Source organism: Psychrobium sp. nBUS_13 (genome assembly GCF_051201665.1).
Classification (GTDB): domain Bacteria; phylum Pseudomonadota; class Gammaproteobacteria; order Enterobacterales; family Psychrobiaceae; genus Psychrobium.
This window is the reverse complement of the sequence record NZ_CP179210.1, coordinates 829,075-845,510: the sequence shown is the minus strand read 5'-3', so window position 1 is coordinate 845,510 and position 16,436 is coordinate 829,075. Positions and strand designations below refer to the sequence as shown.

Annotated in this window: 16 protein-coding genes; 5 read left to right on the top strand and 11 right to left on the bottom strand. The window is 40.6% G+C overall.

Annotation, left to right across the window (positions count from 1 at the left end):
* Nucleotides 1-44: 44 nt before the first annotated feature.
* Both ACMAZF_RS03865 and ACMAZF_RS03860 read right to left on the bottom strand, forming a co-directional pair.
* Nucleotides 45-1,169, bottom strand: a complete 1,125-nt coding sequence (locus tag ACMAZF_RS03865) for a M14 family metallopeptidase (RefSeq protein ID WP_435276161.1) — start codon at nt 1,167-1,169, stop codon at nt 45-47.
* Nucleotides 1,170-1,293: 124 nt separating this feature from the next.
* Nucleotides 1,294-1,656 carry a hypothetical protein gene (locus ACMAZF_RS03860; RefSeq protein ID WP_435276160.1) on the bottom strand — a complete coding sequence of 121 codons (363 nt, stop codon included), beginning with the start codon at nt 1,654-1,656 and terminating at the stop codon, nt 1,294-1,296.
* A gap of 413 nt (nt 1,657-2,069) precedes the next feature.
* On the opposite strand from ACMAZF_RS03860, the gene ACMAZF_RS03855 reads away from it, so the two are divergent.
* Complete coding sequence (locus tag ACMAZF_RS03855; protein ID WP_435276159.1) at nt 2,070-3,263, top strand: chorismate mutase; 1,194 nt, start codon at nt 2,070-2,072, stop codon at nt 3,261-3,263.
* A 65-nt stretch (nt 3,264-3,328) separates the two neighbouring features.
* Here ACMAZF_RS03855 and tyrA read toward each other — a convergent pair whose 3' ends face one another.
* The 8 genes from tyrA to ACMAZF_RS03815 all read right to left on the bottom strand — a co-directional run bounded on the left by tyrA (nt 3,329) and on the right by ACMAZF_RS03815 (nt 12,057).
* Nucleotides 3,329-4,465 (bottom strand): bifunctional chorismate mutase/prephenate dehydrogenase, encoded by a 1,137-nt coding sequence (gene tyrA / locus ACMAZF_RS03850; protein WP_435276158.1) that lies wholly within the window; start codon nt 4,463-4,465, stop codon nt 3,329-3,331.
* Complete coding sequence (locus ACMAZF_RS03845) at nt 4,446-5,555, bottom strand: 3-deoxy-7-phosphoheptulonate synthase (protein WP_435276157.1); 1,110 nt, start codon at nt 5,553-5,555, stop codon at nt 4,446-4,448. Before ACMAZF_RS03845 ends, tyrA begins: the two co-directional genes overlap by 20 nt.
* Nucleotides 5,556-5,684: 129 nt before the next feature.
* On the bottom strand, nt 5,685-6,650 hold the full coding sequence (locus ACMAZF_RS03840; RefSeq protein ID WP_435276156.1) for an ABC transporter permease: 966 nt from the start codon (nt 6,648-6,650) through the stop codon (nt 5,685-5,687).
* On the bottom strand, nt 6,647-7,762 hold the full coding sequence (locus tag ACMAZF_RS03835; RefSeq protein ID WP_435276155.1) for an ABC transporter permease: 1,116 nt from the start codon (nt 7,760-7,762) through the stop codon (nt 6,647-6,649). Before ACMAZF_RS03835 ends, ACMAZF_RS03840 begins: the two co-directional genes overlap by 4 nt.
* Nucleotides 7,755-9,302 (bottom strand): ABC transporter ATP-binding protein, encoded by a 1,548-nt coding sequence (locus tag ACMAZF_RS03830; RefSeq protein ID WP_435276154.1) that lies wholly within the window; start codon nt 9,300-9,302, stop codon nt 7,755-7,757. Before ACMAZF_RS03830 ends, ACMAZF_RS03835 begins: the two co-directional genes overlap by 8 nt.
* 3 nt (nt 9,303-9,305) lie before the next feature.
* Entirely contained in the window at nt 9,306-10,319 is a 1,014-nt protein-coding gene (locus ACMAZF_RS03825; protein ID WP_435276153.1) for a BMP family ABC transporter substrate-binding protein, read from the bottom strand.
* Nucleotides 10,320-10,330: 11 nt separating this feature from the next.
* Complete coding sequence (gene queG, locus ACMAZF_RS03820) at nt 10,331-11,458, bottom strand: tRNA epoxyqueuosine(34) reductase QueG (RefSeq protein WP_435276152.1); 1,128 nt, start codon at nt 11,456-11,458, stop codon at nt 10,331-10,333.
* 77 nt (nt 11,459-11,535) lie between these two features.
* Nucleotides 11,536-12,057 (bottom strand): copper chaperone PCu(A)C, encoded by a 522-nt coding sequence (locus tag ACMAZF_RS03815; protein ID WP_435276151.1) that lies wholly within the window; start codon nt 12,055-12,057, stop codon nt 11,536-11,538.
* Between the two features lie 137 nt (nt 12,058-12,194).
* Between ACMAZF_RS03815 and ACMAZF_RS03810 the strand changes: the two genes are divergently transcribed.
* Nucleotides 12,195-12,914 (top strand): lysophospholipid acyltransferase family protein, encoded by a 720-nt coding sequence (locus ACMAZF_RS03810; protein ID WP_435276150.1) that lies wholly within the window; start codon nt 12,195-12,197, stop codon nt 12,912-12,914.
* 4 nt (nt 12,915-12,918) lie between these two features.
* On the opposite strand, the gene ACMAZF_RS03805 is transcribed toward ACMAZF_RS03810, so the two are convergent.
* The gene (locus ACMAZF_RS03805; RefSeq protein WP_435276149.1) at nt 12,919-13,266 is read right to left on the bottom strand and encodes a GIY-YIG nuclease family protein; all 348 of its coding nucleotides are present in this window, start codon (nt 13,264-13,266) and stop codon (nt 12,919-12,921) included.
* Between the two features lie 97 nt (nt 13,267-13,363).
* Between ACMAZF_RS03805 and ACMAZF_RS03800 the strand changes: the two genes are divergently transcribed.
* The 3 genes from ACMAZF_RS03800 to serA all read left to right on the top strand — a co-directional run bounded on the left by ACMAZF_RS03800 (nt 13,364) and on the right by serA (nt 15,930).
* A complete protein-coding gene (locus ACMAZF_RS03800; protein WP_435276148.1) occupies nt 13,364-13,591 on the top strand; it encodes a PGPGW domain-containing protein in 228 nt (75 codons plus the stop codon).
* Between the two features lie 63 nt (nt 13,592-13,654).
* Nucleotides 13,655-14,317: a ribose-5-phosphate isomerase RpiA gene (gene rpiA / locus ACMAZF_RS03795; RefSeq protein WP_435276147.1), complete on the top strand. Its 663-nt coding sequence runs from the start codon at nt 13,655-13,657 to the stop codon at nt 14,315-14,317.
* A gap of 377 nt (nt 14,318-14,694) precedes the next feature.
* Nucleotides 14,695-15,930 (top strand): phosphoglycerate dehydrogenase, encoded by a 1,236-nt coding sequence (serA, locus tag ACMAZF_RS03790; protein WP_435276146.1) that lies wholly within the window; start codon nt 14,695-14,697, stop codon nt 15,928-15,930.
* Nucleotides 15,931-16,436: the final 506 nt, after the last annotated feature.

Genomic DNA, 16,436 nt, shown 5'->3' with positions numbered 1-16,436 from the left:
AGCGTTAAACGCTCCTTTTTCAATTGTACTATTTGTTTAAACGACTACAGTTTTGGCAACGTTTGATATAACGCGTTTAAGCAGGCCTTTCCTAACACTTGAGATCTTGCAGGAGACCAACCAAATAACTCATCAGGAGTATGTTGTGTGTCTTTAAATGGCATTTCTAACGTCATCACTAATGTATTGAATGCTTGTGCAAGATAATTTGTGCCAACCGTCATTAACGCTTCGCCGGGCTTATCAATGTCATAGCCAACTTTATTTTGAAAATCAGGGCTAGCCGTAATCAAAGCTTGTTGGTAAAAATCTAACAGCGCTTGTCGCTCATCATTCCAATCAGGGATACCTTCAGAGCCTGCGATAAAGTTATAAGGTAGCGCCTCATCACCATGAACATCCAGACAAAAGTCCATGCCCGTTTTTTCCATTTTCTCACGAACTAGATAAACTTCTGGGCTACGCTCCATACTCGGCTCTAACCATTCACGATTAAGATTAGCACCAGCAGCGTTTGCACGTAAATTTCCGCGTTTACTACCATCAGGATTCATATTAGGTACTACGTAGAAAACGGCGTTATCTAACAGTGATTTTGAAATTGGATCATCTTGATCTAACAAAGCCTCAAGCATACCTTCCATCCACCACTGGGCCATTGTTTCACCAGGGTGCTGGCGAGCAATCATCCAACATACTTTCTTGTTATCGCCATCAGTACCAATTTTTAGTACATCCATATCCTGCCCATCAACCGTTTGTCCAAGTAAAATATGTTCAACCTGTTCATGCATTTGTGCTTGGGCGATTAAGTCATGATGACGTTCCATTGAATAAGGCGCAAAGTAGGCATAATAGACGCTATCAAATTCTGGCTGATGCTTAATAGTTAGTTGCTTACCGTCATAATGGCTATCGACACGAAACCAAGTTTCGCGATCATAAGAAGCCACAGCTTGGTAGTTTTCCCAACCTTCGACATAAGAACATTCATGAGCATTAGTGATATGCATTGCAACAGACTGGTCCTTTGCCCCCGTCAGGCGGTAATGAAACCACTGACTATATTCAGCATTGCTATCCTTTCTAATGGCTAACTCAATGTTCGCGTCATCAGAAATAGATAAACATTCGATATTGCCGCTATCAAAATTCTGGGTAATTTTCATAATATACCTATAAATGAGTTTTAAGCGTTTAAGAACACTTAACAATTAATTGAATAAAAATCGGCAAGATCATAACAGCCATAGTAATAACTTACTATGGCTGTTATGGAAGTAGGTCTATTGTTTATAGCTGATGGGCAATAAGTTGTTCACTAACGAGGTACAGTTCATTCGATTCAATAACGGCAACTTCACCATCTATTTTGATGGCGAGAATACGCCCTTTCATGGTCCATCCTTCAGATAATGAAATGTTTATCACTCTCTGCTGCTGAGTCAATTCTGACAAAGCCACATTGCTCTTACGTGCTAGTTTTGCAACATCATCGATTGATTTAATGCGCAGATAAACATTATCTTTTGCGGTAATTTCACCTACTTTAAAGTGTATTTGATTAGCATCCAACGAAAACACACTATTTTCCATTGAAACTGCACTCGCTGCAGTGCTTAGAAGTGATAAAACAATCAGTAGAACTTTATCCATTATAGCTCCTCATTGGTGGACAACATTAACAGCTTAGTGTTGGCGCTATATATCCTATACAACGACATGTTTAATGATGTAACTCAATATTTATAACGTAACTTATGTGGAATTACCAATTTACAAAACAAAAATTAAACATATAAAATTCAGTTAGATAACAACAACTATTTTTTATCTAATTGATAATAAAGAGACAAAAAAAACTAAATAAATTTTTTATGTTTAAGTTTAACGTATTTATAATTAATCGGAGATTCTAGTGTCAAAATTCATTGTTAACGTCGTAATAACCTGCAACCTCTTCTATCAAACAAGTTCTTATTCTAACTGGTTTGTAAATATCTATTGACAGTGTGGTTTACACCCCCTAAATTCAAGGTAATTTATTAAGTGTTCGCTGAGGAAAAATAATGAGTAAAGGGGTCGTACTATCGGAAGTACGAGAAAAAATCACCGCACTAGATCAAAAGCTTTTAGGTTTATTAGGCGAGCGCCGACAATTAAGCCTCAGTGTTGCACAATCGAAAATAGACACAGTGAAGAATGTTAGAGACACCGAACGTGAAGAAGCATTGCTCATTGATCTCATTCAACGTGGCCATAAATTGGGGCTAGACGCTCACTATGTGTCACAGTTATTTCACGTCATCATCGAAGATTCAGTCCTCAATCAACAAGCTTGGTTACAAGAACGTGCAAACCACCAGCATGAATCGCCAATCGCGCGAGTTGCCTTTCTTGGCTCTAAAGGATCTTATAGTTATCTAGCATGTCATCGCTACTTTTCCCGCCGCGTAGAAGATATTGTCGAAGTGGGATGCGATTCATTTAGTGACATCGTCAATCAAGTGGAATCAGGTCAAGCCGAATTCGGGTTATTACCGATTGAAAATACCAGTTCAGGTAGTATTAACGAAGTGTACGACGTCTTACAACATACTTCACTATCGATTGTCGGTGAATTGACCCAGCCAGTAGAACACTGCCTTGTGACTGCAATCGATACCGATATATCACAAATTGATACCATATATTGTCATGTTCAGCCGTACCAACAGTGCTCACAATATCTCAGTAAGTACAAAGGCATTAAGTTCGAGTTTGTTGAAAGCACCGCTGCTGCAATGGAGATAGTCCAACAACGACAATCAGAGACGGTGGCGGCTATCGCCTCACAAGAAGGAGGCAGTCTCTACAACCTTAACGCCATCGAGCGCAAAATTGCCAACCAACTTGAAAACCATAGCCGATTCATTGTGGTTGCACGTAAAGCTGTTGAAGTTGCGGTGCAAATTCCAGCAAAGACAACCTTTATCATGTCGACTCATCAAGCCAGTGGTGCGCTAGCTGATGCTTTACTCGTATTAAAGAGCAATGGTATTAGTATGACAAAATTAGAATCACGTCCTATCCAAGGCAACCCTTGGGAAGAAATGTTCTATATTGATGTTGATTGCAATTTACATCACGACAATATGCAAAAAGCGCTAGCCGAGCTTAATGAGATTACCAAAGATATTAAGATCTTAGGCTGTTACCCATCAGAGTCTATTCAGGCAACACCAGTGGCAGAAGTGTTACTCAATAGTAATACTCCTGTTTAATAATAGACTCATCCAGACATTAAAAAGCCCCGCTCGTGCAGGGCTTTCTTTTTGTCAGTAATTGATTATACAGCTCGACTATCGTGAGCCTGCATTAACAACTGTTTAGATTCATCTAAGAACTGTGTTGAATACTCACCAAACCACTGTGAAACATTTTTAAAAGCGTCAATAAATCCTTCACGATCACCGTTTAACAACATGGTATTTGCTTCTTCAAATCTTGTTAAATAGCGGGAAAACATCTTCGTATTCTCGTTCGAAGAAAATATGATATCCGCATAAAGCTGTGAGTCTTGTGCGAATAATCGTCCAACCATCGCTAACTCTAAACGATAAATAGGCGAGCTATAATCAAGCAGTTGCGCCATATTCGGATTTTCTGCTGCTAAATGTTGGCCGTAAACAAAGGTCGTAAAATGGCGCATTCCCTGCACCAACGTCATGGCATTATCATGCTCTTGTGCATTGGCAACGGTAAGCTTGGCTCCCCAGATCCCAATTTGCTCAAGTAACCAAGCGTATTGTTTCGGATAGCGACCATCACAATAAATAACAACTTGTTTAGCTAAACTTGCAACGTCAGGTCCAAACATGGGATGCAAGCCTAGTACAGGCCCTTGGTGAACATTTAGCATATGTGACAAGGGTTTTGCTTTAGTAGACGTTAAGTCCACCAGCACACAATCACGTGGAAGCTGAGACAATTTATCAATAATCTGCGTCGTTAAATTGATTGGCACTGACACGATCACTAAGCCAGCACCGTCAAATAGCTCACTAGCTTGATGCCAATCGTCTTTATCTAATGTCTTAACTTGATAGCCAGAAAGCTCTAGCATGCGCTTGAATACGCCACCTAACTTACCTTCTCCACCAACGATGACCACATGGCCAATATTCGCGTTAATGCACTTAAAACCGGTGTCTTTTTCTCGATGATAAGATTCGCGCATAAGGCGACGTAACACGTCTTCAATTAAGTCGCCACCAACACCCGCCTCATCAGCTTCTTGACGGCGTTTGTTGAGCATTGCTGCTTCTCGCTCTGGCGCATAAATAGGTACGCCAGCTTCACTTTTCACTTCCCCAACATCAGCAACTAACGATAATCGCTTTGCTAGTAAATCTATCAGCTGACCATCGACTTCATCAATGGCCTGTCGTAATTTATCTAATGCTTCACACGACTTTTCTGACATCAAGCTCTCCTGTCGTTTTATCTTCAATACGCTGTTGCAATGCTAAACCTATCTTGTTTGCGCCATCACGTAATAATTGTTCAGTATCTTGCCAGTTTATACAGGCGTCTGTTACCGACACACCATACCGTAATTGATCTTTAGGTAATGAACTTGATTGATTGCCTTCAAAAAGGTGACTCTCAAGCATGATCCCCATAACTGAACGATTACCTGCGCAAATTTGTTCAAATATATCATCGGCAACTAGCGGTTGTCTCGTGTGATCTTTACTTGAATTACCATGGCTACAATCAACAACCAATTTAGGCGTAAGCCCAGCATCATTAATCTGAGTTTCAATCGCCTGAACGTCAGCAGTTTCATAATTAGGTGCTTTACCGCCACGTAAAATAATGTGGCCGTCAGGATTACCTTGAGTTTGCATTAATGCAACTTGTCCCTGCGTATTAATCCCCATAAAGCGATGTGAATGCATGGCCGACTCTAATGCATTTATCGCAACGTTAATTTTTCCGTCAGTGCCATTTTTAAAACCAACAGGCATTGATAACCCACTGGCCATTTCACGGTGAGTTTGTGATTCAGTTGTTCTCGCGCCAATGGCAGACCAACTAAATAATTCAGATAGATACTGCGGACTAATAGGGTCTAGCGCTTCCGTCGCTACAGGTATCTCTAATTCAGCAAGCCATACCAATAGCTCTCTGCCAAGTTTTAATCCTTCTTCCACTTCAAAAGAGTCATTCATGTGAGGATCGTTAAGCAGACCTTTCCAACCGACTGTTGTACGAGGTTTTTCAAAGTAGATACGCATAACTAGGTACATATTATCATTGAGCTGCTCATGAAGCTCTTTGAGCTTTAACGCGTATTCTTTAGCGCTTTTAATATCATGAATAGAGCATGGGCCAGTAACAACCAATAAGCGATGATCTTTGCCATGAATAATATCGGAGATTGTTTGTCGAGCCTCAGCAATATAATTAGCGCCTTGCTCACTCAATGGAATTTGTTGTTTTAATTGCGTTGGTGTAATCAAAACCTTTTCGGAGCTGATATGGGTATTTTCTATTGATTGAGTGCTCATTTACGTATCCTGCGACATAATTCTAGTTAGTTGATGCTCTTTTTAACATCAACCAAAAAATCATACAACTTTTTTGATTAACTCCAATCAATTTTTTGAATCATTATTTGAGATACTTTAAGTAAATCACTACCGCATCGGTTTACCCAAAGTTGCAGGTGCTGCTGATTTCCCAATCACCCCAGCCAGTACACACAAGGTTAGAACGTATGGTGTAACTTCTAATAATTGAATAGGAATGACACTATCAACATCACTAAACCGGCTTTCTTGCAATCTAATGGCCAACGCTTCTAAAAAGCCAAAGAATAAACATGACAACATCACGCCAATTGGATGCCAGCGGCCAAAGATTAACGCCGCAAGTGCTATAAATCCTTTACCAACAGTCATGTTTTCAACGAATCCAGCACCATGACCAATCGATAAAAACGCCCCTGCCAGCCCACAAATACAGCCACCAACAACAACGGCCATATAGCGAATTTTAGACACCGAAAAACCGGCACGTTTAAGTGCCGTAGGGTTATCACCTGCTGCTAACACAACAATTCCCCACGTCGAATACTTCATTAAATAAATAGTCAAAAACACCGCAATAAAAGCAAGATACACTAATATGTTGTGGCCACTAAGCAAATGCCAATAGATTTGTGACAATAAGCCATCGTCATGCGTAATGATATTTGGAAACTCAATCGTAGGTAAACGCTGCTCATCACTAAGAATGGGCGTCATGCCTCCTTGAACAAAAATTCGTTGAGCAAGAAGTGCAGTGATGGCTGCTGCCAATAAGTTGATTGCAAGGCCGGATACAACATGATCACCTTTATGGGTGATACATGCAAAGGCATGAAGCAATGAAAAACAGCCCGTTATCACTATTGCCGCCAAAACACCTTGCCATGCAGATCCCGTAACAGAAGCGATTGTCGCTGCGGCAAATGCGCCGAGTAACATTTTCCCTTCAAGGCCTATGTCCATTACGCCCGCACGTTCGCTGACAAAGCCAGCTAAGGCGGCAAACATTAATGGCGTTGCTAAACGCAATGATGCATCGAATAATAATATCCAAGAAAATGTACTATCCATCATCTCACCGGCAACTTATCTTTTTTAATAACATCCATGGGTCTGAGCCAATAATTAATGGTCGGCCTTAACATCCATTGCAATGCACCGCAAAATAACACCACTAATCCTTGGATCAAAAAGATGATGTTGTTGCCAATCGATTCTTCATTAAACGCAAGCTCCGATCCACCTTGATAAAGTGCGCCAAACAAAATACTAGCAATCACGATGCCCAATGGATTATTACGCCCCATCAGTGCGACTGCAATTCCAGCAAAACCAAAGCCAGCGACAAAATCAACATTGAGTTGCAAACTATTGCCTTGCACTTCATTTAATCCAATAAAGCCAATCAAAGCTCCTGAAATCATCATCGTTATAATGACAATACGTTTGCTCTTTATACCTGCATAATGAGCACTTTCATCACTGTGCCCTACTACCCGAGTTTCATACCCTAACTTGGTATGCCATAAGTAATAATACAATCCAGCACCGCACACTAATGCCCATAGAAAAGAAATATTAAGGGGTGTGTTTACAATATTATATCCAAATACTGCCATGATACTTTGCATGCTGGGCAATGCGCTTCCAGCAGACAATGACTCGCTTACCGCAGCCATTTGCCCCGGCGCTTTTAAAGCACCCGCTAATAAATACACAAGAAAGGAAGACGCGATCAAATTCAACATAATTGTCGTTATCACGATATTAGAACTACGATAAGCATTGAGCCAAGCAGGAATAAACGCCCAAATGGCGCCAAATAAAGCGCAAAACAGCATCGATGCAGGAATTAGCAGCCATAGCGATAAGCCATCAAGTTGGATACAGATAATAGCAACACCAAGTCCGCCAAGCGTTGCTTGCCCTTCGCCGCCAATATTAAATAGGCCCGCATGCCAAGCCAGAGCAACCCCTAACCCAGAAAAAATAAAGTTGGTTGCATAATATAATGTATAGCCGCGCCCTTCTTGCGTACCAAACGCACCATGATAGATTTGCGAAATCGCAGCGCCAATATCCACACCTGTTAACGACAATACAATGACACTAGCCAATAATGCCAAGCCAATGTTGGCCAGTGTTAACACGATACTATTGAGCCATGGTAATGATTTATTATGCATCAACCACCTCATTTGCAAGCATTAAACTCAAGTCATTTTTACTTAATTGCTGACTATAATATTGTCCTATGATCTGTCCACGTTCGAATAAAATAACGCGATCAGACAAACTCATAATTTCATCTAAGTCATTAGAGCAAAATATAATACTGACGCCACTGTCTCTTAATTTAAACAATCGTTGATAAACACTTTCAATAGCGCCCACATCAAGTCCATTACTCGGGTGCGCCATCAATAATAATTGCGGCGCTTTTGAAAATTCACGAGCAAGCACCAGCTTTTGTTGATTGCCACCAGACAAAGCCCCCGTGCTCAACATCGGGTTATTGGGTCGAATGTTCCAATCCCTCATTAATTCCTGACATCGCTGCTGATTGTGTTTATTTTGATAAACAGCCTCGGTGGAAAATGACTCAGTATGATGTCCTAAGATCGCCGTTTCAAATAAAGGAAATTCACTAACAATACCTTCACCCGTTAAAGGATCAGGAACATAAGCGATCTTTAATTCCCGTGCTTGCTTTAAGTCATATTGCTTACTTGGTTTAAACCGTGTGCCATTTACAGTAATTCTGCCATGAGTAAACGGTTTACTGCCCGCAAGCACAGCAAGCAGATCTTCATGCCCTGCTTTAGCGAGTCCAGTAAGTGCAACAATTTCATGACTATTTACCTGAAAATCAATATCAGACAAACTAAACGATTGGCGTGATGTTCCCAGTCTCGTTTTTTGCTTTATTCCTAGGTTCGACACTTTTAAACGCAGCGAACTATCAACGTCACTCACACTACTATTGGGATGAGGGATTGTAATTTCTCTTCCTACCATCAATTTACTTAGATAACCTAAAGTAACCTCTTTTGGGTTAATGTTATTAACAAGCTTGCCATGTGCCATCACTGAGATGACATCACAGATATGATGTAAAATAGACAACTTATGAGCAACGATTAAAATTGAAATGCCCTGCATTTTCAGGAGCTCTAATAAGTCAAGCAAGTGATTTGATTGCAGCGGCGACAGCAGAGCCATCGGTTCATCAAGAATTAACACCTTGGCACCACGATAAAGCGATCTAAGAATATCAACAAGTTGCCGCTCACTATAATCAAGTTGCGACATTAACATATCGAGCTGAAAACTAAATCCAAATTCTCGACATAACTGCTCTAGTTCTTGACGTGCTTTTGCCTTCTTACGCGACATAAAAAAGCCGTTGTATTCGCCCAACAAAATATTATCGATAATCGAATAATGCTCTAACCAACTAGTGGTTTGATGAAGCATACCAATGCCATTATCGATGGCGTGCTGCGGATTTTCTATATTCACCTTAACGCCGTCAACAAACACCTGTCCATGCTCAGGGGTAATAAGGCCATAGGCAACTTTTAACAACGTAGACTTTCCTGCGCCATTTTCGCCAATGATACCGTGAATAGAGCCCGGCGCAATTTTAAGGCACACGTCATCCAGTGCTTTTATGTCATGGAAATACTTGACGACGTTCTGGAGTTCAAGCGCTGGCGATAACATAAATTAATTTAGCCCCTGTGCGCACAATGTGACAATAGATTTATTAGGATCATCTTGGGTCAACAGATATTGCTTATGTTGATCGATTGCATTTGCTAATGAAGGCGTGAACTCATTAGCGTTATATTGATCACGAGTTAACCCAACCCAATCACCAGATAGGCCAAGTTCACGGTGACCAGGTCGCCATTTATTTTGGCTAAAATCCATGACATTTTGCCACACAACTTTACCGACGAGTTTAACCATTGAACTGAGCACAGCGCCGGGATATAAATGATTTTGATTAGAGTCGACGGCAATCGCATAAAAACCGTGATCACTCGCTGCCTGATATACTCCAAGGCCTGAACCACCAGCGGCGGCGAATATAACATCGGCACCTTGCTCATATTGATGACGAGCAATTTCAATACCTTTGCTAGGATCATCCCATGCATGAGACGTTGAACCAATATAGTGACGGGTTATCAATATATTAGGTTTGACTGACTTTGCCCCTAATGCGTAACCGCAACTAAACTTTCTGATTAACGGGATGTCCATTCCACCAACAAAACCAATGTGATTTGATTTCGATTTTAACGCCGCGAGCACCCCCGCTAAATAGGCGCCTTGCTCTTCCTGAAAGGTAATAGAGCTGACATTTGGTAGATTAACAACGCCATCGATGGTAACAAACGAAATATTTGGATAGGCTTTTGCTGCGCGCTCAATAGCTGGCGATACCGCGTAGCCAATACCAATAATTGGATTGTAACCACGACGCGCCAATTTCATTACGCCAAGCTGAGTTTGTACATGATTGGCAGGTTCTACCTCTTTAATAACAAAACCACGTTCTCGCAACGGTGAAACGCCATTTTCAAAGGCAGCTTGATTAAATGAGTGATCATATTTACTCGAGCCATCATAAACTACTGCCGCGCCAATGTTATTAACAGCCGCCATCGCGCTACTTGCCCAGCCAATGACTGTGCAAAATAACAAAATAGACATACAACTAACTGATGGCACTTTTTACTCCTTTAACAATGATCAGGCATGCCGCGTTCAACGGCATTGAGCAGACGCTTAGTTTTTCGATTTTCGACAGGCTGATTATTTAATTGTTTCGCAATCGCCCAATCAATATGCTCTATCACCATGTCACTCGCCTGTTGTTTTTTCTCTTCTAACGCTTCAATGATTTTGGGTTCATAACTAGCATTACCTAATGCAATTGAAATATTTCTAAGCCAGCGCTCATGACCAATTCGCCTGATTGGCGAACCTTCCATCTTTTTAAGAAACTCATCTTCACTCCAAGCGTATAAGAATAAAAGCTCAGGTGAGTGAATGTCTTTACGTGGAACGAAGTCACTCTCGTCACTGGCTTGAGCCATCTTATTCCACGGACAGATAAGTTGGCAATCATCGCAGCCATAGATACGATTGCCAATGGCATCTCGAAACTCTTCAGGAATTGCGCCAAACTTTTCGATGGTTAGATACGAAATACAACGGCTTCCATCAACCACATAAGGCTCAACAATTGCTTGGGTGGGACAGATAGTAATACAGGCAACACATTTTTCACATTGCTCAATAACTGGCTCAGATACAGGCAGTGGAATATTAACGAGTAATTCACCTAAAAAGAAAAATGATCCCGCCTTTTCATTCAAAATTAACGAGTTCTTGCCTACCCAACCAACGCCCGCTTTTTCAGCTAACTGGCGCTCCATGATAGGCGCAGAATCAACAAAAGGGCGCGCAACGAGGTCGCTCACTTGAGTTTCAATTTTTTGTTGAAGTTTCTTAAGGCGGTTACGCATCATCTTATGATAATCACGCCCGGTAGCATAACGACTGATATAGCCATTGTGGGAATCTTGCAATGTAGAAACAATCAGCGCCTCAGGCGGTAAATAATCAAGGCGCACACTGATGACACGTAAGGTTCCAGGTAATAATTCATGCGCTCTAGCGCGCATTAAACCATGGCGCGCCATATAGTCCATTTCACCGTGATAGCCATTCTCAATCCATTGCATAAACTTGGCTTCATGATGGGATAGATCCGTATCACAAATACCAATATCGGCAAAACCTAGTGCTAATGCCCATTGCTTAATGTCTTGTGCCAATTGTTGATAAAACGCGTCACTACTCACAAACAAATATTTCCAAAATTTTCGTTCCGCTACTTTAGCATTTTATCCTGCGACGATTAAGTTAATCCTCAATCGCATTAATGATGATGTGCGTGTTCTTTCATTGACGGTGCGTCTTTAACTTTCACTGGCGTCGTTATTTGGCTGCCATCTTTAAGCAGGAACGACATAGTAAACTCACCGCCTTTAGTCAGTGGTTTCTTCAACCCCATCAGCATCACATGAAAGCCGCCTGGTTTAAATGTCACTGATTTATGCGGATTAATAACCAGCTCTTCAATATGACGCATCGCAACTTTACCATCGTCAAAATAACTCTCATGTAGCATGCTGTGTTTTGCAATATCACTACTAACCCCAGTCAGAACAATAGCCTTGTTACTGTGATTAACTAACGTGAAATATGCAGCGCCATTTGGAACAACCGGCGGCAATGCTCTAGCCCATGCTTGTGATATTTCAATATCAGAATGCTGCTGTTTACTCTTATCAGCTTTATGATTATGAGCAACCGCCCCAGTAGAAATGACGACACTCGACAACAAAATGACTTGTATTCCACGCTTTGAAATCTTACCTAGCTGCTTCAAACTAAACATATTATTCCTTATCAGAGACTAAAAATTCAATCATACACCTCCAACCACTCTTAGAGTTAGCGATAGATCAAAATTTTGATTAGATTTCTCGACTATAAACGATATACTGCGGCCAATTTTCGTTATTAGGAATCGTCGTGAGTTATTTGCTGTCTTGTCTGTATTTGATATGGGTTGTTTTGATATCGATAATCTTATTTCCGATTGCTGTTGTTATCCGGATAGTAACGACGCCTTTTGACAAAAAACTCATTGTTTTAAATTTCTTTAGCCACTTTTGGGGTTCACTATATTTTTGGACAAACCCATTTTGGTCACTTGAAATAAAAGGCCGAGAGCATTTACCTAAAGATCGACCTGTCGTATTTATTTCCAATCACTTATCGACTATTGATGTGTTGGTTGCTTCTCGGCTATTTACCCACTTTAAATGGGTTTCTAAAATAGAAAACTTTAAAATCCCCTTTATCGGCTGGACCATGTTTCTCAATAAATATGTGGCGATTAAGCGAGGCGGATTAAGTTCGATTAAAGCGATGATGAAACAATCAATAAAGCATTTAGAAAATGGTAGCCCGATTTTTATATTTCCAGAAGGGTCTCGCGCCCAAGACGGTCAACTAAAATCGTTTAAAACTGGCGCCTTTAAAATTGCCCAAGATGCCAACGTCGATATTGTGCCTATCGTATTAACAGGCACTGATAAAGCCGTCCCTAAAAGTAGCTTACACTTTCGTGGTCATCAGCATATCAAAGTTGAAGTATTAGCCCCAATCAGTGCCCAAGATCATCAACAGCTATCACTTAAAGAACTGACCTCTTTAGCACAAGAAAAGATATCAGCGGCGCAGTTTTAGCAGCCTAAGGTAAAACAATCGCAACAGCGTTATCAATCAACGCTTCTTTATGCGCTTTAGTTTTTTTCTTGATATAGGCTTCTAAACGGCATGCTTCACGACGACATGACGCTGATTGATTAAATGCAAGGGTCACTGGTCGTCGTGCTCTTGTATATTTGGCCCCTTTTTCACTCTCATTATGTTCTTTGAGGCGTCTCTGGAGATCCGTAGTGACGCCGCAATACAACGAGTTGTCATTGCATCGCAATAAATACACAAACCAAGCACTATTATCTTTCATATCAACTTCTGACAACATTAATTGGTGGATTTTACCAATTAGTGAGCACATCACCAATTTATATTTCATCAAAACGTAAATTAACCTTTTAATACAATAAATTAACACTATGGCGCTAACATTGCTTAATCAAGAATATATACATTCTAGTTAACAATAGGCGTCTATGAACTCCCTTAGAAAAACAATTATTACCTTAGTTGGCGGCGGACTACTCGCTTTTGGCCTCATTTTTATATTACTTCCCGGTACAGTAATTATTCTCCCTATTGCTTTGGCTATTCTCGCGCTTGAATATGATTGGGCGCGCCGTTATGTCAAAGTAGCTCAACGCATGCTCACTAAAAGCGCCAAGAAAATGGATCAATTTGTTGCTAAATGCCGAAGAAAATAGTGCTAAGCATTCGCCTGTTAGCTACAATAGCGGCTCTTTAACGTTTGGCGATTGGATTAAGTGATGAATCAAGATGAAATGAAAAAAGCAGCAGGCTGGGCAGCCTTAGAATATATCGAAAAAGATACCATTGTTGGTGTTGGTACTGGCTCAACTGTCAATCATTTTATTGATGCCTTAGGCTCTATTAAAGGCGACATTGAAGGTGCGGTTTCAAGCTCAGAAGAATCAACCAAGCGCTTAAAAGAATATGGCATTCCTGTATTTGACTTAAATACCGTGGACGAGCTAAGTGTTTACGTTGATGGCGCTGATGAAATCAACGAAAAAATGCAAATGATTAAAGGCGGCGGCGCAGCACTTACTCGAGAGAAAATTATTGCAGCAGTCGCTCAAAAGTTTATCTGTATTGCAGATGAGTCTAAATTCGTTACTCACCTTGGTGCATTCCCATTACCGGTTGAAGTTATTCCGATGGCTCGCTCATATGTAGCACGTCAAATTGTTAAGCTCGGTGGCGATCCTGTCTATCGTGAAGGCGTTGTCACCGACAACGGCAATGTCATTCTAGATATTTACAATTGGTCTGTTGAAGATGCTAAAGATTTAGAACGTGAGCTAAACGATATTGTTGGCGTTGTTACTAACGGTTTCTTTGCACAGCGTGGTGCCGATGAATTATTAATGGCAACCCCTCAAGGTGTAAAAAAAGTCGCTAATAAATAACACGCCGAACAACATCTGAGAAACAGCAGCCAATCATCGACTGTTGTTTCTTATTGTCATCAAAGTAGTCAATAATTCCCTAGAAACCATCGTAAAATCTGTTCGTTTCTATCTCAAATTATCATCTCAAGTTAATTTAACACCTATTTAAATATCTTATTAACATTAACGAATGATATTCCCCTATATAGTCATCAGTTATGTCCAATATACTGTTATAAAATAGCTATAAATAATTCCTAAAAGGGCTTTAAATACGCGAGTTTTGATTGCTATACTGCAGTTAACTTATAGTTTGATTAAACTCTTTACTTAGGCTGCTATAGTTTTTATTTAATTTAACGATTACCCGCTAAAACTTGCTAGGAAAATTAACAATGGCTCATTTTTCACTCGAAAAAAATAAAATTAAAGTATTACTTTTAGAAGGCTTGCATCCAAGCTCATTGGAAGTCTTTGAAAAAGCTGGTTATACCAATATCGAGTGCCTAAAAACCTCCTTACCAGAGGAAGAGCTCATTGAAAAAATAAAAGATGTTCACTTCATTGGTATTCGTTCCCGCACCAATTTAAACGCCAATGTTATTGCTGCTGCTCAAAAGCTAGTAGCTATCGGTTGTTTCTGTATTGGAACTAACCAAGTAGACCTAAACGTTGCCGAGCAACGTGGTATTCCGGTATTTAACGCACCATTCTCGAATACACGTTCAGTGGCTGAATTGGTGTTAGGTGAAATCTTGCTATTACTGCGTGGCATTCCAGAGAAAAGTGCAAAAGCGCATCGTGGTGAATGGTTAAAATCAGCAGTGGGATCATTTGAAGCTCGTGGCAAGCAACTGGGTATTATTGGCTATGGCCACATTGGTACTCAATTAGGCATCTTGGCAGAGAACTTAGGTATGCGTGTTAAATTCTACGATATTGAAGACAAACTTCCTTTGGGTAACGCGAGTCAAATTGCTAACTTGAATGAGTTATTAGCCACCTCTGATGTGGTTACTTTACATGTGCCAGAAACAGTACAAACCAAATACATGATCGCCAAAGCGCAATTTGACCAAATGAAGCAAGGTGCAATCTTTATTAACGCATCACGCGGCACCGTTGTTGAAATTGACGACTTAGCACAGGCATTAACGTCTAATCAATTAAGCGGTGCAGCAATTGACGTATTCCCTGTCGAGCCGAAATCGAACAACGAAGAGTTTGTGTCGCCACTACGTGGCATCGACAATGTTATTTTAACGCCACACGTTGGTGGCAGCACTCAAGAAGCACAAGCCAATATTGGTTTTGAAGTATCAGGAAAACTTGTTAAGTATTCAGACAATGGTTCGACATTATCTGCCGTTAACTTTCCTGAAGTATCTCTACCTGCACATGATGGCAGCACGCGCTTATTGCACATTCATAAAAACCAACCAGGTATTATGAATCAAATCAATATGGCGTTTGCCAAGCACGACATCAATATCACTGCACAATACTTACAAACTACCGCTGACATTGGTTACGTAGTGATGGAAGTTGAAGCGAAAGATGCTGAGATTGCTTTTGATGAGTTACAAAAAATTGATGGCACTATTCGTGTTAGGTCACTGCATTCTGCATAAAAATTAAAAAGTAGTATCACATATGGCGCAACAATCTTTGATGCTTGCGCCATTGTTATTGATACCCGTTACCATTGAAGATGCTTGTTTCAGAGCTCGGGTAGAATTCGAATACAAGGCATGATTTGTAATTAATGGCCATTCTCGGCAATATGCTCCTGCATTGCCCTAATATTTCACATCACAGCTACGCGAACTTCCTTGCATCGCAGATACATGGTTTCTCTTCACGCTGAAAACCTAATTATGAATCATAATACCAATTGCATTAAATATTTGCCCACTTGTACTTGTTAAAATTAACTAAAATGGCGTTGCTCTCAATCCTAATAGCCTGCTATTAGTCAATCGAGCGCCTTGTTTTAGCTGATTTTCTCTACGCACAACAAGATCACTTACTTAATGCAATTGGTATAACGCAGTAGTCGTTTTCTACCACTTACGTTAAACAAGAAGTCCTACGGACAAGGCGATAAGCGACCAACCGGCAACTGCTCCTCGACAGT